This window comes from Nocardia sp. CC201C (assembly GCF_030010695.1).
Taxonomy (GTDB): Bacteria; Actinomycetota; Actinomycetes; order Mycobacteriales; family Mycobacteriaceae; genus Nocardia; species Nocardia otitidiscaviarum.
Genome location: NZ_JASCXP010000144.1, coordinates 1 through 16,119, shown reverse-complemented (window position 1 = coordinate 16,119; position 16,119 = coordinate 1). Strand labels below are relative to the sequence as shown.

General features: G+C 68.0%; 17 protein-coding genes and 1 pseudogene. 4 read left to right on the top strand and 14 right to left on the bottom strand.

Annotation, left to right across the window (positions count from 1 at the left end):
• The 3 genes and pseudogenes from QK444_RS16940 to QK444_RS16930 all read right to left on the bottom strand — a co-directional run.
• Nucleotides 1–580: pseudogene (locus QK444_RS16940) on the bottom strand (hypothetical protein); the annotation flags it as partial.
• A gap of 101 nt (nt 581–681) precedes the next feature.
• Nucleotides 682–1,302, bottom strand: coding sequence for a TetR/AcrR family transcriptional regulator (locus QK444_RS16935; RefSeq protein ID WP_029933061.1), 621 nt, complete (start codon nt 1,300–1,302; stop codon nt 682–684).
• A gap of 5 nt (nt 1,303–1,307) precedes the next feature.
• A complete protein-coding gene (locus QK444_RS16930; RefSeq protein WP_029933060.1) occupies nt 1,308–1,655 on the bottom strand; it encodes an SPW repeat protein in 348 nt (115 codons plus the stop codon).
• A 158-nt stretch (nt 1,656–1,813) separates the two neighbouring features.
• Between QK444_RS16930 and QK444_RS16925 the strand changes: the two genes are divergently transcribed.
• From QK444_RS16925 to QK444_RS16915, 3 genes are all read left to right on the top strand, one after another.
• Nucleotides 1,814–2,995 (top strand): FAD/NAD(P)-binding oxidoreductase, encoded by a 1,182-nt coding sequence (locus QK444_RS16925; RefSeq protein WP_282781418.1) that lies wholly within the window; start codon nt 1,814–1,816, stop codon nt 2,993–2,995.
• A 258-nt stretch (nt 2,996–3,253) separates the two neighbouring features.
• A complete protein-coding gene (locus QK444_RS16920; protein ID WP_282781417.1) occupies nt 3,254–4,030 on the top strand; it encodes an aspartate/glutamate racemase family protein in 777 nt (258 codons plus the stop codon).
• A 75-nt stretch (nt 4,031–4,105) separates the two neighbouring features.
• Nucleotides 4,106–4,327: a hypothetical protein gene (locus QK444_RS16915; RefSeq protein WP_282781415.1), complete on the top strand. Its 222-nt coding sequence runs from the start codon at nt 4,106–4,108 to the stop codon at nt 4,325–4,327.
• 56 nt (nt 4,328–4,383) lie between these two features.
• Here the strand turns inward: QK444_RS16915 and tuf are convergent, their stop codons facing one another.
• From tuf to hppD, 7 genes are all read right to left on the bottom strand, one after another.
• Nucleotides 4,384–5,574, bottom strand: coding sequence for an elongation factor Tu (gene tuf / locus QK444_RS16910; RefSeq protein ID WP_029933056.1), 1,191 nt, complete (start codon nt 5,572–5,574; stop codon nt 4,384–4,386).
• A 117-nt stretch (nt 5,575–5,691) separates the two neighbouring features.
• On the bottom strand, nt 5,692–7,794 hold the full coding sequence (gene fusA / locus QK444_RS16905) for an elongation factor G (protein ID WP_039817451.1): 2,103 nt from the start codon (nt 7,792–7,794) through the stop codon (nt 5,692–5,694).
• A 144-nt stretch (nt 7,795–7,938) separates the two neighbouring features.
• On the bottom strand, nt 7,939–8,409 hold the full coding sequence (rpsG, locus tag QK444_RS16900) for a 30S ribosomal protein S7 (RefSeq protein ID WP_014353063.1): 471 nt from the start codon (nt 8,407–8,409) through the stop codon (nt 7,939–7,941).
• 1 nt (nt 8,410) lies between these two features.
• The gene (gene rpsL / locus QK444_RS16895; protein WP_011211612.1) at nt 8,411–8,785 is read right to left on the bottom strand and encodes a 30S ribosomal protein S12; all 375 of its coding nucleotides are present in this window, start codon (nt 8,783–8,785) and stop codon (nt 8,411–8,413) included.
• A gap of 362 nt (nt 8,786–9,147) precedes the next feature.
• Nucleotides 9,148–9,741 carry a DUF3558 domain-containing protein gene (locus tag QK444_RS16890; protein ID WP_282781400.1) on the bottom strand — a complete coding sequence of 198 codons (594 nt, stop codon included), beginning with the start codon at nt 9,739–9,741 and terminating at the stop codon, nt 9,148–9,150.
• 26 nt (nt 9,742–9,767) lie between these two features.
• The gene (locus QK444_RS16885; RefSeq protein WP_282781399.1) at nt 9,768–10,298 is read right to left on the bottom strand and encodes a DUF3558 domain-containing protein; all 531 of its coding nucleotides are present in this window, start codon (nt 10,296–10,298) and stop codon (nt 9,768–9,770) included.
• Nucleotides 10,299–10,368: 70 nt separating this feature from the next.
• Complete coding sequence (gene hppD, locus QK444_RS16880; RefSeq protein WP_282781397.1) at nt 10,369–11,592, bottom strand: 4-hydroxyphenylpyruvate dioxygenase; 1,224 nt, start codon at nt 11,590–11,592, stop codon at nt 10,369–10,371.
• Nucleotides 11,593–11,726: 134 nt separating this feature from the next.
• Here hppD and QK444_RS16875 point away from each other — a divergent pair, with 134 nt between their 5' ends.
• The gene (locus tag QK444_RS16875) at nt 11,727–12,245 is read left to right on the top strand and encodes an Lrp/AsnC family transcriptional regulator (RefSeq protein ID WP_029933051.1); all 519 of its coding nucleotides are present in this window, start codon (nt 11,727–11,729) and stop codon (nt 12,243–12,245) included.
• Nucleotides 12,246–12,378: 133 nt separating this feature from the next.
• Here the strand turns inward: QK444_RS16875 and QK444_RS16870 are convergent, their stop codons facing one another.
• Genes QK444_RS16870 through QK444_RS16855 form a run of 4 tightly spaced genes read right to left on the bottom strand, consistent with a single transcriptional unit; the run spans nt 12,379 to nt 16,028 of the window.
• Nucleotides 12,379–13,026, bottom strand: coding sequence for a GntR family transcriptional regulator (locus QK444_RS16870; protein ID WP_282781395.1), 648 nt, complete (start codon nt 13,024–13,026; stop codon nt 12,379–12,381).
• 25 nt (nt 13,027–13,051) lie between these two features.
• On the bottom strand, nt 13,052–14,041 hold the full coding sequence (locus tag QK444_RS16865; protein ID WP_282781394.1) for a 2-oxoglutarate and iron-dependent oxygenase domain-containing protein: 990 nt from the start codon (nt 14,039–14,041) through the stop codon (nt 13,052–13,054).
• Between the two features lie 19 nt (nt 14,042–14,060).
• Nucleotides 14,061–15,227 (bottom strand): nitrate ABC transporter substrate-binding protein, encoded by a 1,167-nt coding sequence (locus QK444_RS16860; protein ID WP_282781391.1) that lies wholly within the window; start codon nt 15,225–15,227, stop codon nt 14,061–14,063.
• A 27-nt stretch (nt 15,228–15,254) separates the two neighbouring features.
• Nucleotides 15,255–16,028 (bottom strand): ABC transporter permease subunit, encoded by a 774-nt coding sequence (locus QK444_RS16855; protein ID WP_282781389.1) that lies wholly within the window; start codon nt 16,026–16,028, stop codon nt 15,255–15,257.
• Nucleotides 16,029–16,119 lie beyond the last annotated feature (91 nt).

Below are 16,119 nucleotides of genomic sequence, written 5' to 3'. Positions count from 1 at the left end.
CAGTCGGGGTGCCGCCGCCGAAGGCCGAATCCCCGGTGGCGGGGGCACTTCCGCCGAAGGCGGAGTTCTCGGTGGCGGGCGCGCTACCGCCGAAGGCGGAATTCCCGGTGGGCGCGCTACCGCCGAAGGCAGAGTCCCCCGTGGTTGGCGCACTGCCGCCGTATGCCGAATCCCCGGTGGTGCGCGAACCACCGCCGAACGCCGAATCCCCCGTACCACGCGAACCACCGCTGAGCGCCGGACTTCCGGTGGTGGGCGTGCTGCCACCGAACGCCGTCGGCGCGGTCGCGGAAGCGCTGCCGTTGATCGGGGCGGCGAACTCCGAGCGGAAGTCGGTCGGGCGCGAATTCTGCTGGGCGGATTCGGGTTCGGCGGTGCGGTGGCTGCCGGAGTTGCTCCACTGCGCGGGGGCCTCGGGCGGGCTCAGGCGTCCGAGCGCGGCGTGTCCGCCAGTGTCTACGCCGGTCAGCGTCGAATTCGCCGCATACCGTGAGTCCGAGGTATCGGGGTGGGTGAGGCGGTAGTTCTCGGACCGGGAGGTCAGTGAGTGCCCCAGGTCGGAGGTGTAGTCGGCATCCATGGCCGACATTCTTACCGGGCCGCCGTGAACCCCGCGCTCCGGGGCTGAGACGAATCCGTTTTGCGAACAACAATTTTGGGGATGGAATGGATATCGCCAGTTCAACCCAACTGGGTCATGCCCGCCGCCACCACCTGTGCCACATTGAGCACTTCCTCGGCGGTCGGCAGCGTCATACCGTCCAGCGCGTGCAGGCGGTCGGTACTGGCGATGGCGAACATGGCCGACACCCAGGCCGCCGCGCAGGCGCGCAGCGTTCCGGGTTTGACCGGTCCGGGCGCGCTGGCCTGCAATACCCGGGCGGTCACGTCCAACAGCTGATCACGCATGGAGCGCAACTGCTTACGGACGTCCGGATGGGTATCGGCCTCGCGCCACATGATCACGCGGAGCACAGAGGAGTGGTGGTCGCGCAGGTTCAGCGCGGCATCCAGGTTCACCAGGCTGGTGGCCGGATCGCCGGGGGCGATCACCGCGGCGATGTCCTCGATCGGCCGAGCGGGCACCCGTTCGGTCATCAAGGCGGTGAGGATCGCTTCCTTCGTGGGGAAGTAGTAGAAGACGAGACCCTTGGGTACACCCGCGGCCGCGGCGATGGCGGCGGTGGGGGTCGCGTCGAAGCCCTGTGCCGCGAACAGCTTTTCGGCGGCATCCAGGATGAGCTGACGGGCGTCACCGTCGACCTTGCGGCTGCGGCGACGCCCCGCTCGCGGTTCAGGCATGTGTATCAGTGTGCCGTATGCATGCGTCCCGCGACCTGTGGAAGCGCCGCCAAGGCGACCACGACGGTCAATACGCCCACGATCCACGCCGTCCACGACGCGTTGGTGTAGGAGCTGAAGTTCATCACCCACGGGGAGAGGAACAGCAGCGCGCCCAGCACGGCCATGGCGTAGTCGGCGGTGGCACCGGCGACCTTGGCGAGCTGCGCCAGGCCGGTGGCGGCGATCAGGACGCCGAGGACGATCAACGTCCACATCGCCCGGTTGCTGGTATCCACCCAGATGGGCGACAGGGCCGCGATGGCCCCGAGGACGACGGCTACCGCGTCCTGTGCACGGCTGTCGGTGAACATGATGTGCCTCCTTCAAGGCTGTGGTTATCCTTCTTTCGTTCTAATCCTGATTGACCGCCCGATCAATAAATGTGCGGATACGATTCGGGAGCGATCTGGATGTGGTGCCCGACACAACCAAACCTCCGCGGTGACCCGAAAAGGTTAGGGTTGCCTCTATGTCGCAATCGGTGGAACACGTTCTAATCGTTGGCGCGGGGCTGGCGGGGCTCCGGACGGCCGAGGAACTGCGCCGAGCGGGTTATGAGGGGGAACTCACCCTCATCGGCGACGAGGACCGGGCACCCTACGACCGGCCGCCGCTGTCCAAGCAGTTCGTACGCGGCCAGACCGACGACACCGCGCTGCGACCGGTCGAGTTCTACGCCGAGCAGCGCATCGACCTGCGTCTGGGCACGGCCGTGACCGGCGTGGACACCGCGGCGCGACAGGTGACCCTGGCCGACGGCTCCACCCTCGACTACGACCAGCTCGTCCTCGCCACCGGTCTGCGACCCCGGCGGATTCCGGGCCTGCCCGAGGCGACCGGGGTGCACGTGCTGCGCTCGCACGCCGACGCGGCCCGACTGCGCGCCCACCTCACCGAGGCCCGACAGGCCGTGGTGGTAGGCGGTGGTTTCATCGGATGCGAACTGGCGGCCAGCTTCCGCGCCCACGGCGTGGCGGTGACGCTGGTGGAACCGCAGCCGACGCCGCTGGCCGCCGCACTCGGCACCGAGGTCGGCGAACTGGTGGCGCGGCTGCATCGGGCCGAGGGCGTGGACGTGCGCTGCGGCACCGGAGTGGCGGGGCTGCTCGTCGAGGACGATGCCGTGCGCGGCGTGCGATGCTCCGACGGATCCACGCTCGACGCCGATCTGGTGGTCATCGGCATCGGCTCGATTCCGGCGACCGACTGGCTCGCCGGGTCCGGCATTCCGCTCGCCGATCCCGCCGAGGGTGGCGGCGTCATCAGCGACGAGACCGGACGGACCGCGGTGGACGGGGTCTGGGCCGTGGGCGACGTGGCCGCCTGGCCGCACCGAAGCGGGCGCAACAAGCGCGTCGAGCACTGGACCAATGCCGGGGAGCAGGCCAAGACGCTGGCCTGCGCGCTACTGGGAGCCGAACTGCCCCCACCGCAGGTGTCGTACGTGTGGAGCGACCAGTACGACCTGAAGATCCAGGTGCTCGGACTGCCCGCGTCGGCCGACGAGGTCCGGATCATCGAGGATCAGGGTCGCAAGTTCCTCGCGCACTACTTCCGGAGTGGGGAACTGGTGGCCGTGGTCGGGGCGGGCATGACCGGCAAGGTCATGAAGATGCGCGCACGGCTCACCGAAACCCAGCCCGTGAGCTGAGCCGACGCTGTTCGCCTCCGCGACGGCGCGACCGCAGCCGCCCGGAATCGGCCCCGACATGGGAGGGTTCGCCATACCCGCGGTCGGACTCACCGCGATAGCGGTACCGCCGACCCGCCGCTGCGCGGGCTCCGATGCGCCACCGCTGCTCGAGCGCCTCGGCCGGAGCCGGTTCCCGAATTGGCCCGTGCACCGGTTTCGCGCTGTTCGCCGGACGCGATTCGCACCGCCCGCGCCGCATTCATTACCGTGGCAGGGGTGATCGTCGCGCTCATCGATTCGGGCCTGGGCATGCTGCCCACGGGTGCGTGGTTGCGGAAGCTGCGGCCCGACCTGGATCTGCTGTTGCAGATGGATCCCGACGGGGCCCCGTGGGGGCCCAAGCCCGAGCAGTGGGTCATCGACCGGGTGCTCGACACCGCGCGTACCTCCTTGCGCGAGGGCGCGGAAGTCATTGTGCTGCCCTGTAATACGGCCAGCGTGACGGCGCTGGAACACGTGCGCGCCGAGGTCGGCCCCGAGGTGCCGGTGATCGGCACCGTTCCGGCCATCAAACCCGCCGCCGCGGCCTGCTCGAAGGTGGCGGTCTGGGCGACCGCCGCCACCACGGCCAGCGCCTACCAGGCCGATCTCATCGCCCGCTTCGGCGGGAACGCCGAGGTCACGGGTGTGGCCTGTCACGGGCTCGCCGACGCCATCGACCGCGGCGACCTGCCCGCCATCGAACGCGCCATCGCCAGCGCCGCCGAGCGCACCCCGGCGGGCACCGAGGGCATCGTGCTCGGTTGCACCCACTACCCGCTGGTTCTCGATGCCATCCTCGCCGCCCTCCCCCGCGGCGTGCGCATCTTCGACAGCGCCGAGGCCGTCGCGGGCCAGACCCTGCGCCGCATGGACGCCCTGGGCCGCCCCACCGCGGGCACCGGTACGGTCCGCGTCCTCGCCAGCGGGCGTCCGGGTGAATTGCCTCCCGCCGCCGCCACTTTCGACTCCGGTCGGATGCTGGGCGCGGTGCCCGCACCGCTGCCGGGATAGCCGCTTCCGCCGCGCACGCGCGCGCTGTCGGTCCGCACCCGGTTTGACCGGCCCGACAGCGGGCAGATCTGCGGCATGAATACCGAAGAGGAACAGCGGATTCAGGAGAAATCCGCGAAACAGGATGAGCGGCTGATCGTTCCGGAACCGGAGGTCGAGGACAAACATCGCCGACGCGCCGCCGAAATCGCGGAAGCCTACGAGGACGAACGACCCACCACCGTGCTGCCCGGTTCCGACGGCATGGTCTCGGGCACCGTGGTCGCCGATTGGGTGGACGAGGACGACCGCCCGTGAAACGCAAACGGCGCCGCTCCTTTCGGAGCGACGCCGTCTACCGGTGATTCAGCGAATCACTTGATGATCTTGGTGACGCGACCGGCACCGACGGTGCGGCCACCCTCACGGATCGCGAAGCGCAGGCCCTCTTCCATGGCGATCGGCTGGATGAGCTTGACGCTCATCTCGGTGTTGTCGCCCGGCATGACCATCTCGGTGCCCTCGGGGAGGGTCACGACGCCGGTCACGTCGGTGGTGCGGAAGTAGAACTGCGGGCGGTAGTTGTTGAAGAACGGGGTGTGGCGGCCGCCCTCGTCCTTCGACAGGATGTACGCCTGGCCCTCGAACTCGGTGTGCGGGGTGGTGGTGCCCGGCTTGATGACGACCTGGCCGCGCTCCACGTCCTCGCGCTTGATACCGCGGACCAGCAGACCGACGTTGTCGCCCGCCTGGCCCTGGTCGAGCAGCTTGCGGAACATCTCGATGCCCGTGATGGTGGTCTTGGTCGACTTCTCGCGGATACCCACGATCTCGACCTCTTCGTTCACGTTGATGATGCCGCGCTCGACACGACCGGTCACCACGGTGCCACGACCGGTGATGGTGAAGACGTCCTCGATCGGCATCAGGAACGGCTTGTCGGTCTCACGGACCGGGTCCGGGATCGACTCGTCGACGGCGTTCATCAGGTCCATGACGGACTGCGCCCACTTCTCGTCGCCCTCGAGGGCCTTCAGGCCGGAGACGCGCACGACCGGGGCGTCCTCGTCGAACTCCTGCGAGGCCAGCAGCTCGCGGACCTCCATCTCGACGAGCTCGAGGATTTCCTCGTCGTCGACCATGTCGGCCTTGTTCAGCGCGACCAGGATGTAGGGCACGCCGACCTGACGGGCGAGCAGCACGTGCTCACGGGTCTGCGGCATCGGGCCGTCGGTGGCCGCCACGACCAGGATCGCGCCGTCCATCTGGGCGGCACCGGTGATCATGTTCTTGATGTAGTCGGCGTGACCGGGGGCGTCCACGTGGGCGTAGTGCCGCTTCTCGGTCTGGTACTCGACGTGGGAGATGTTGATCGTGATACCACGAGCCTTCTCCTCCGGAGCCTTGTCGATCTGGTCGAACGCGAAGCTCTGGTTCAGGTCCGGGTACTTGTCGTGCAGCACCTTGGTGATGGCCGCCGTCAGCGTGGTCTTGCCGTGGTCGACGTGACCGATGGTGCCGATGTTGACGTGGGGCTTCGTCCGCTCGAACTTCGCCTTCGCCACTGTTGTCCTCCTGGACTAGTAGTGCGTTGCTTTGCAGCAGTGCGTTGTTTTTCTTACAGGGGGTCGTTCAGCCGACCGACTCGGGGCGGATACTCGCGAATCCGCCCCGGCAGCGAACTACTCGCCGGTCGCCTTGGCGATGATCTCCTTCGACACGTTGGCCGGAACCTCCGCGTACGAATCGAACACCATGGAGAAGTTGGCCCGGCCCTGGGTCTTCGACCGCAGGTCACCGATGTAGCCGAACATCTCCGAGAGCGGAACCAGCGCCTTGACGACACGGGCACCACTGCGTTCCTCCATGGCCTGGATCTGGCCACGGCGGGAGTTCAGGTCGCCGATCACTTCGCCCATGTAGTCCTCGGGCGTGGTGACCTCGACAGCCATCATGGGCTCGAGGATCACCGGACCGGCCTTGCGGGCCGCTTCCTTGAGGGCCTGCGCACCCGCGATCTTGAACGCCATTTCCGACGAGTCGACCTCGTGGTAAGCGCCGTCCAGCAGCAGGGCCTTGACGTTGACCAGCGGGAAGCCGGCGAGCACACCGTACTGCATGGCGTCCTGGATACCGGCGTCGACCGACGGGATGTACTCGCGCGGAACGCGGCCACCGGTGACCTTGTTCTCGAACTCGTAGGTCGCGCCGTCCTCACCCGTGAAGGGCTCCAGGCCGATGATGACACGGGCGAACTGACCCGAACCACCGGTCTGCTTCTTGTGGGTGTACTCGTGCTTCTCGACCGGCTTGGTGATGGTCTCGCGGTAGGCCACCTGCGGCTTGCCGATATTCGCCTCGACCTTGAATTCGCGCTTCATGCGGTCGACGTAGATATCGAGCTGGAGCTCGCCCATGCCGCCGATGACGGTCTGGCCGGTCTCCTGATCCAGCTTCACGTTGAAGGTGGGGTCCTCCTCCGCGAACTTCTGGATGGCGGTGCCCAGCTTCTCCTGGTCGGCCTTGGTCTTCGGCTCGATGGCCACCTCGATGACCGGATCCGGGAAGGTCATGGACTCCAGCACGATCTGGTTCTGCGGATCGCACAGGGTGTCGCCGGTCGTGGTGTCCTTCAGGCCGATGACCGCGTAGATGTGGCCGGCCTGGGCCTCGGTGACCGGGTTCTCCTTGTTGGAGTGCATCTGGAACAGCTTGCCCAGACGCTCCTTCTTGCCCTTGGTCGAGTTGATGACCTGGGCGCCGGAGTCGACCTTGCCCGAGTACACCCGGACGTAGGTCAGCTTGCCGAAGAACGGGTGGGTGGCGACCTTGAACGCCAGCGCGGCGAACGGCTCGGTGACGCTCGCGTCGCGGTGCAGGATCTCCTCTTCCTTACCCGGGACGTGGCCGTCGGTGCCACCGTCGTCCAGCGGGTTCGGCAGGTAGTCGATCACGGCGTCGAGCATGGGCTGCACGCCCTTGTTCTTGAACGCCGAACCGCACAGCACCGGGTAGAGCTCGGAGTTGACGGTCATCTTGCGAATCGCGCCCTTGATCTCCTCGATGGAGAGCTCCTCGCCGCCGAAGAACTTCTCCAGCAGCGCCTCATCGGACTCGGCGACGGTCTCGAGCAGCTCCTGGCGGTACTGCTCGGCCTTCTCGGCCAGGTCGGCCGGGATCTCGACGACCTCGTACTGCTCGCCGAGCTTGGTCTCGCCCTTCCAGACCTTGGCGTTCATCTCGACCAGGTCGACGACGCCCTCGAAGGTGTCCTCGGCGCCGATCGGCAGCTGCAGGACCAGCGGCTTGGCGCCCAGGCGGTCCTTGATGGTCTGGACGGTGAAGTAGAAGTCCGCGCCCAGCTTGTCCATCTTGTTGACGAAGCAGATACGCGGCACGTCGTACTTGTCCGCCTGCCGCCACACCTGCTCGGACTGGGGCTCGACACCCTCCTTGCCGTCGAAGACGGCGACGGCACCGTCGAGCACGCGCAGCGAGCGCTCCACCTCGACGGTGAAGTCGACGTGACCCGGGGTGTCGATGATGTTGATCTGGTTGTCTTTCCAGAAACAGGTCGTCGCGGCCGACGTGATGGTGATGCCGCGTTCCTGCTCCTGCGCCATCCAGTCCATGGTGGCGGCGCCGTCGTGCACCTCACCGATCTTGTAGGTGATACCGGTGTAGAAGAGGATGCGTTCGGTGGTCGTCGTCTTACCGGCATCGATGTGGGCCATGATGCCGATGTTGCGGACCTTGTTCAGGTCGGTGAGCACGTCCTGTGCCACGGAAATCTTCCCCGCTCTTAGCTAGTGGGATCTTCGGGTGCGACCCTGGCTTTGCTCCGGGTCATCTCTGTCTCAACGTCCGGCGCGACCGCGAAGTGCCGCGCCGGACCGTGACTCGACGCCCGGGCATCGCCGGGCACCGGATCACCAGCGGTAGTGCGCGAAGGCCCGGTTGGACTCGGCCATCTTGTGGGTGTCCTCGCGACGCTTCACCGAAGCGCCCAGGCCGTTGCTGGCGTCGAGGAGCTCGTTCGCCAGACGCTCGACCATGGTCTTCTCGCGACGGGCGCGCGAGAAGTTGACCAGCCAGCGCAGCGCCAGGGTGTTGGCGCGGCCCGGACGGACCTCGACCGGCACCTGGTAGGTGGCGCCACCGACGCGGCGGGGCTTGACCTCGAGCGACGGCTTGACGTTGTCCAGCGCGCGCTTGAGGGTCACGACCGGATCGGTGCCGGTCTTCTCGCGAGCCTGCTCGAGGGCACCGTAGACGATGCGCTCGGCGGTCGACTTCTTGCCGTCCAGGAGGATCTTGTTGACCAGCTGGGTCACCAGCGGGGAGCCGTAGACCGGGTCGTTGATCAGCGGACGCTTGGGAGCGGGGCCCTTGCGCGGCATATCAGCTCTTCTCCTTCTTGGCGCCGTAGCGGCTGCGGGCCTGCTTGCGGTTCTTCACACCCTGGGTGTCGAGGGAACCGCGGATGATCTTGTAGCGCACACCCGGGAGGTCCTTCACACGACCGCCGCGAACGAGCACCATCGAGTGCTCCTGCAGGTTGTGACCCTCACCGGGGATGTAAGCCGTGACCTCGACCTGGCTGGTCAGGCGAACACGGGCGACCTTGCGGAGCGCCGAGTTCGGCTTCTTCGGGGTCGTGGTGTACACGCGGGTGCACACGCCACGACGCTGCGGGCTCCCCTTGAGGGCCGCAGTCTTGGTCTTGGCGACCTTGTCGCGGCGACCCTTGCGGACCAGCTGGTTGATGGTTGGCATAGACCGGCTTTCCTTATTAGTAACCAGGTGTCTGGAACTTCATGTCTGTATTCATTTGCGGCGCGCCCGGGGCCTCCGTGGTTACGCAGGCTGCCGCCTCCGGACCCGTCGTTCACGCCGCGGTCATTCGAGCTTTCCGCCCAGTTCCCGCGACATTTCGTTGTCACGAGGTCGGGCGTGTCGTGCGCAGCTTACACGCCCTGTTCAGGGCACGCTGAACCGGTCAGCCGCTCTCGCTGGCCTACGTACTGCGCACGAACCTGCCCGCATGCTTCCGGGCACAGCGATCCACGATACCCGCCGGCGTTTCCGGGAGCAAAAACGGGGTCCCGGAGTGGTATGGACGCGGGCAGGTAGATCGACTAGCGGGCCAGGTTCAAGGTGAGCTCCACCAGCTTGCGCGCGGCCTCGCAGGGATCCGGATGTGACCCTCCCGCACGGTAGTTCACCCACCAGCCCACGATTCCGGCATCCGCGGCCGGGGCGAACACACCGCACGAATCGGGGTCGTTCGGCCGCCGCGTCTCCAGCGATCGACGCCCCTGCACGGTGATGTCGTTGGTCACATAGCCGAGGCGCTCGTTGTTCTTCTTCTCGTTGGCCAGCGACCCGAGCTCGTACCAGCTGAGCGTCACCATGCCGCTGCCCGAGGAACCGCCGTCCAGATCCCACATGCAGACCGCCCCGTTGAAGGACGGGTTCACGTAGGTGCCCTCGCCGACGGTCTTGCCGATGTCCTCCAGCGAGACCACCTCGCATTCGCGCAGCAGCTTGTCGAAGTTGGTGTTGATGCGCCCGCCGCCGTCGCCGGTGGTACCGCCCGCCGGGAGGGCGGTGCCCTCGATGGTCCGGCCGCAGCCGGCGAGGGTCGCGGTGAGCGCCAGGGCGGCCAGCGCCGCACCGGTGAGCCGGATGCCGCGCCGTCCGCGCGTGCGCGCCGTGCCACCGCCCGTCATGCCGCCGCCTCTCATGCCGTTGCCCCTCATCCGAGTCGCTGCACGGTCAGTTCGGCCAGTCGGCGGCTGCGGTCGCACGGATTGCCGAGCCCCTCGCTGCCGAACAGGCCGTAGGAGATGGACCATTCGAAGAAGTCGTCGTCCAGCTGCACCGCCAGGTCGCACACCCGGTTGCTGGGGTCCAGGGCCTGGAAGCCGGTCTTGCCGCCGACCTCGATGGTCTCCGGATCGCGACCGACGCTGGCCACCCAAGCCTTCTCGCGGTCGATGGGACTGCCGCGGTAGGAGGCGAAGGTGACGCTCGCGCCGCCGACCCCGCCGCCCTGCCAGTTGCAGCCGACGGAGTTCTTGAACACCCGGGTCACCGCGCCGAGGGCGCCGATATCGCGCACCTCGTCGTCGGTGACGTGGCCGCATTCGCCCACGAAGGGACCCAGCGTGGCCACCCTGGGCGGTGGGCGCAGCCCGGTCGGTGTATCGGATTCCTGCTTCCCCCCGCACGCCGACAGCAGCAGAGCGAAGGTCATCCCCGTGACAATCGCCGACGTCATCCGCATGGCACGAACTCTACCGACATCGCGGGATTCGGCTCGTCCGAGCGGTTCGCCACGGCGTTGCCGCATCCGATCAGAGGTTGCCGCGGGCCTCCTGTTCGCGCTCGATGGCCTGGAAGAGGGCCTTGAAGTTGCCCTTGCCGAAGCCGAGGGAGCCGTGGCGTTCGATGAGTTCGAAGAAGACGGTGGGGCGGTCGGTGACGGGTTTGCAGAAGATCTGGAGCAGGTAGCCGTCTTCGTCGCGGTCGACCAGGATGCCGCGACGCTGGAGCTCTTCCACGGGGACGCGGACGTGGCCGATGCGGGCGCGCAGTTCCGGGTCCTCGTAGTAGGTGTCGGGCGTGGCGAGGAATTCGATGCCCTCGCGGCGCAGGCAGTCCACGGCGGTGAGGATGTCACCCGTGGCCAGGGCGATGTGCTGGACGCCCGGGCCCCGGTAGAACTCCAGGTACTCGTCGATCTGGGAGCGCTTGGGGCCGTCGGCGGGTTCGTTGAGGGGGAACTTGACGCGGTGGTTGCCGTTGGCGACGACCTTGGACATGAGCGCCGAATAGTCGGTGGCGATATCGTCGCCCACGAATTCGGCCATGTTCTCGAAACCCATGACGCGGCGGTAGAACTCGACCCACTCGTCCATGCGCCCCAGCTCCACGTTGCCGACCACGTGGTCGATGGCCTGGAAGAGGCGGCGCGGTGCGCCGGGGCGCGGTTCGTAACCGGAGGTGCGCGCGATATAGCCGGGCAGATAGGGGCCGGTGTAGCGGGAACGGTCGATCAGGGTGTGCCGGGTCTCGCCGTAGGTGGCGATGGCCGCGGCACGCACCGTGCCGAATTCGTCTGTCTCGTCGTGCGGTTCGACCAGCACGGTCGCGCCCTGGGCGCGGGCGTGGGCGATGCAGCGGTCCACGTCCGGGACCTCGAGCGCGATGTCGACGACTCCGTCCCCGTGCCGATCATGGTGTGCCACCAGGGAACTCGCCGGATCCACCGCCCCCTTGACGACGAATCGGACGCCACCGCTGCGCAGTACGTACGCCTTGTGGTCGCGGTTGCCGGTCTCGGGACCCGAGTACGCCTCCAACCGCAGCCCGAAGGCGGATTCCAGATAGTGCGCGGCCTGGGTGGCGTTGCCCACCACCCACACGAGCGCGTCCCAGCCCAGCACCGGGAACGGGTCGGCGGCCGCGTCGTGGTCCACCAGACCGACGAGGCGACGCAATTCGTCCTCGGGCGGTGCGTCGGTGGCCGTGGGCCGATTCGGCGGTTGAACAGGTGCGGCGGTTGCCTCGATGCTCATGAGACCAGGAAAGGCCGATGGCCGCTGATGGGCAATATCGGCGATTTTCAGTAGACACCCTGGTGAATTGCGTCACCATCTTGCCGTTGGTGCTGGACAATTTGAATAGAACACCCTGCGAACGGAGATCCGCCATGGCACGCACTCCCGCCAAGCTGGACGAGCTGGACCTGGCCATCCTCACCGCCATGCACGAGCATCAGAAGGCGGGCATCCTCGAGTTGTCCCGCCGTACTCGAGTGGCCCGCGCGACCGTGCAGTCACGCATCGCCCGGATGGAGGAGGCCGGGGTCATCGCCTCCTACGACCCCCAGATCGATGTCAGCGCAGCCGGTTTCGATGTGGAAGCCTTCGTCACCCTGGAGATCGCGCAAGGTGCGCTGGAGGCGGTGGCCGCCGATCTGGCCGCCATCCCGGGCGTGCTGGAAGCGTACGCCACCACCGGTTCCAGCGATGTGCTGTGCCGTATCGGCGCGGACTCCCACGCCGGTCTGCAAACGGTGCTGCTGAGTATCGACCGCACCACCTCGGTGGTGCGCTCGCACAGCGTGATCGTGCTGTCCACGGTGGTGCCGCGCCGCACCCTGCCGCTGCTGCGCACCCTCACCCCCACCGCCACCAGCAAGGCCCCGGCCTACCGCAACGCGCACTGAGCGGGCCGCGCGGCGAGCGAGGCAACCTGATCCATGCCTCGCCTCCGGCAGCACAGCGACTCCGGTTCCCGGTCGTGAACACTGATCACGCACCGTCTCCGCGTGGGCGGCGCGGCACTGCCGGGGCGGCTGGTCAACGTCGGTGCAGGCGGGTGATGAGGCCGCGCACGTGGGCTTCGGCGACGGCGCGGGACTGGGTGGGGTCGCCGGATTCGAGGGCTTCCACGATGCGGCGGTGTTCGCGCAGGGCGGTGCTGCGGTTGCGGTCGTGGCTCCACAGGTCGCCGCGGTAGAGGTGGGCCTGGGATTCGAGGCGGGCGAGTTCCTCGGCGAGGGTGGGGTTTCCGGCGCGGTCCCGGATGAAGGTGTGGAATTCCAGGTCCAGGGCGGTGTCGCGGGCCGGGTCGGCGTCACCGCGCAGGTTGTCCGCCTGGGCGTCGAGCATGCCGGTGAGTTGCACCAGGTCGGCTTCGGTCAGGCGGGTGGCGGCCTCGGCGGCGGCGAGACCGTCGAGCACCGCGCGCACGGCCAGCACATCGCGAATCCGGGCGTCGTCCACCACGGCCACCCGCGCCCCCGCGTGCGGGACGTTCACGGCCAGACCCTCGTAGATGAGCTGCTGCACGGCCTCGCGGACCGGGCTGCGGCTGACGCCGAGGCGACCGGACAGGGCGAGCACGCTCAGCGGCGCGCCGGGTTCCAGTTCACCGGAGAGCACCAGCTGCCGCAGCTGCCGGTGTACCGAGGGGCCGAGCAGGGCGGCGCTGGTGTCGTCGGCCATGGGGTCCTTTCTCGCTGGCTCGAAACTACATCCGCGGCCGGTAGTTGGCCCGCACCCGCTCGGCGAGGAAGTCGGCGGCGGTCACGGGCGGGTAGACGCCGCGCGGACCCTGGATGACGGCGTCGCGGTCGGCCTGCGCGAAATAGGCGATGCTGTAGCGCTCACCCTGGTACTCGTCGCGGCCCGGACTGCGCACGCGATGGAAGTTGGAGGGCAGCAGATCATCGCTCCAGCGGGTGAGCATATCGCCGATATTGCAGGTGATCAGCGAGGACGAGGGCGTGATGGAGGTCCATGCTTGTTCGTCCATCTCCTTGCCGGGGCAGACCTGGAGCCCGCCCTGCCCGTCGCGTTGGAACAGCAGGGTGAGGCAGTCGAAGTCGGTGTGCGCGCCCGCCCGCCAGCGACCGGGCACATCGCGCAGTTCCTCGGGAACGGCGAAGTAGTGCAGCAGTCGCAGGGTGCTCTGGTAGTGCTCCGATTCCGGATCGTGCGCGGCGGTGAAGTGGTCGCGCGGCAGCCCGAGCCGGTCGGCGAAACAGGACAGCACCCGCATGGCCACGCTCCAGCACCGATGCTCGAAATCCAGGATGGCGGAGACGAATCCGGGCAGTTCGGCCTCGGTCGGCCACAGGCTCGCCATATGCGGTCGAGTGATCTGATAGGACTCCTTCTGGTCGGGCACGCCGATGGAGGGCCGCACCTGGCTCAAGCTCTCCCAGCCCGCATTGTCGGCTTTGACCAGCGGGTATCGCGCCTTCACCGATTCCGGCAGCGCGAAGAAGGCCGCGGCGCGGGCGAAGGCGTCGTCCAGCTGCCACTGCGGGATACCGTGCCCGGAGAGCTGGAAGAAGCCGATCTCGGTGGCGGCGGTCCACAGCTGTTCGGTGATCTCGGCGCGACGGTTCTCGAAGTCGGTGAGGTCGATGACGCGGATCTCACGGGTGGTCTCCGCGCCGAGTCCACCCATGCGCTTCTCGCGGTCGACTTCGGACAGGTCGTATCCGGTTGTCATGGTTACCCTTTCGGTCGGCTCAGTCGGTGGCCGCGATGCCGCGGTCCAGGAATTCGGTGGTGATCAGGTCGGCGGCGGTCAGGGTGGTGGGCACGTTCGCGCCGCCGCGGCGCAGGATGGGGGCGAATTCGTCGATGACCCGCTGCACCCGCGCGGAGTCGAAACTGCCGATGACACCGTCGGTGTCATTGCCGATCAGTCCGTTGTCGATGAGCGCCCGGGAACCGAAGGCGGCGAGTTCGGCGCTGTAGGGACTGAAATTGGCGCTCTTGTCGACCACATCGACGACCACCTCGTTCACGTGGCTGGGATCGGCGCGGAAATCGGCTGTCGCCCTTTGGATCATGGGCACCAGGCGGCGCAGGCAGGGGCGCAGTTCGTCGAGTCTGTCGGCGCGCACGTTCACGGTGCGGGCGTAGCCCTCGTAGCCGACGTCGCGCAGCAGCTGGTAGGCCACCGGCTTGTTCCAGGCCCGCACCTCGTGCTCGTAGACGTAGGGTTCGGAGTTGGCGAAGCCCTGCTGGGCGAAGGACGGATCGGCGACGAAGCGCGACGGTGAATTGTCGTAGGAGGCGTCGATCTGCTCGGCCCGCACCAGCCCGCGCGCCACCAGCCAGTCCGGGTACAGCTGTCCCTGCGAAACCACGATGGGCGCACCGGATGCGCCGATATCGGCGATGCCCCGCCAGTCCGGGTGCGTCGCCGGATCCCACATGAGCAGCTGCGGGCTGTAGCGCAGCAGGGTGGTGACACCGATCAGCGGCTGCTGCCCGGCCGCGGCGATGGCATGTTCGGAGTGCGCCAGGCCCAGGGTGATGGAGTCGTCGACGTACATCTGGGAGGGCACGGTCTGGAAGCCGATGGCCGGGCCGCCCGCGCGGATCTCCAGTTCCACGCCGGTGTCCTTGCCGTCCACCACCAGCGGGCCGGTGACCCGGTTGTTGTCGGAGTCCACGCGGTAGCCGGGTCCGAGCAGGCCGAAGAGGGGGCCGGAATCGGTTTCGGGTTCCCATTGGAGTTGGACGACGACGGTGTCGGGGCAGGTTCCGGCCAACTGCTGTTCGGCTGGGGCCGAAGGCAATTCGACGGCGGTAGTGTCGGTTTCGGAGCCGGAGCAGGCGGCGAGGGTCGCGACCGCGAGGGCGGTCAGCGCGGCCACGCGGGCACGGCGAAGACAGGTGTGCATGGGTTCTCCACAGTGTGAGGATGGAATTCAGCGACCGGAGGCGTGCCAGCGGCCGACGGTGAGACGCTGCGCGGCGGTGCAAAGGGCGAAGACGGTGACGCCGAAGAGGGCGGCGAGCAGCAGTGCGGCGAGCATGTCCTCCGATTGCAGCCGCGCTCGGTAGGTGTCGAGCAGGGTGCCGATGCCCGGCTGCCCCTTGGCGAAGAACATGTCACCGATGATCGCGCCGGTCACCGCGAGCCCGGCGGCGGTGCGCAGGCTGGTGAGGATGGAGGGCAGCGCGGCGGGCAGTTCCAGTGACAGCAGGCGGCGCAGCCGAGTGGCCCGGCCGAGAGTGAACAGTTCGCGCAGGTTGGCGTCCACGGACTGGATGCCGAACAGGGTCATGGCGATGATCGGGTGCACGGCGATGAGTACGCAGACGATGGTCCGGGCGGACATGCCGTAGCCGAACCACAGGCCGATGAGCGGCACCACGGCCAGTACCGGAATGGCCTGGAGCACAACGGCGTACGGGTACACCACGCGCTCGATCGCCCTGGCCTGGCTCATCAGCACCCCGATAGCGACGCCCAGGACCGCGGCGACCAGCAGCCCGACCAGGGCCACCCGCGCGGTTACCGCGAGTGCCCGCAGCATGGTCTCGACGGTGGCCGGGTCCAGCAGCGATTCGGTGAGCACGGCGTGCGGCGGCGGCAGCAGGAAGCGCCGGTCGGGGGCGAGCAGCAGCAGCGATACCGCGTACCACGTCCCGAGGGCGAGGCCGACGCACACCGCGGGCACCAGGGCCTTGGCGAGCAAGGGACGGATGGTCGAGCGGGTCGACGCGCCCAGCGTGGGGGGGGGCCGAACCCCGGCCCCCCCCGCGGGGGGGGGGCCCCGGGGGCCCCGC

Coding starts and splice junctions, on each gene's coding strand:
- QK444_RS16915 (WP_282781415.1), top strand. CDS start 4,106: ATGAATACCGAAGAGGAACAGCGGATTCAGGAGAAATCCGCGAAACAG.
- QK444_RS16865 (WP_282781394.1), bottom strand. CDS start 14,041: ATGACAACCGGATACGACCTGTCCGAAGTCGACCGCGAGAAGCGCATG.
- QK444_RS16860 (WP_282781391.1), bottom strand. CDS start 15,227: ATGCACACCTGTCTTCGCCGTGCCCGCGTGGCCGCGCTGACCGCCCTC.
- rpsG (WP_014353063.1), bottom strand. CDS start 8,409: ATGCCGCGCAAGGGCCCCGCTCCCAAGCGTCCGCTGATCAACGACCCG.
- QK444_RS16875 (WP_029933051.1), top strand. CDS start 11,727: ATGGCACGCACTCCCGCCAAGCTGGACGAGCTGGACCTGGCCATCCTC.
- QK444_RS16935 (WP_029933061.1), bottom strand. CDS start 1,302: ATGCCTGAACCGCGAGCGGGGCGTCGCCGCAGCCGCAAGGTCGACGGT.
- QK444_RS16925 (WP_282781418.1), top strand. CDS start 1,814: ATGTCGCAATCGGTGGAACACGTTCTAATCGTTGGCGCGGGGCTGGCG.
- rpsL (WP_011211612.1), bottom strand. CDS start 8,785: ATGCCAACCATCAACCAGCTGGTCCGCAAGGGTCGCCGCGACAAGGTC.
- QK444_RS16870 (WP_282781395.1), bottom strand. CDS start 13,026: ATGGCCGACGACACCAGCGCCGCCCTGCTCGGCCCCTCGGTACACCGG.
- QK444_RS16885 (WP_282781399.1), bottom strand. CDS start 10,298: ATGCGGATGACGTCGGCGATTGTCACGGGGATGACCTTCGCTCTGCTG.
- QK444_RS16930 (WP_029933060.1), bottom strand. CDS start 1,655: ATGTTCACCGACAGCCGTGCACAGGACGCGGTAGCCGTCGTCCTCGGG.
- hppD (WP_282781397.1), bottom strand. CDS start 11,592: ATGAGCATCGAGGCAACCGCCGCACCTGTTCAACCGCCGAATCGGCCC.
- QK444_RS16890 (WP_282781400.1), bottom strand. CDS start 9,741: ATGACGGGCGGTGGCACGGCGCGCACGCGCGGACGGCGCGGCATCCGG.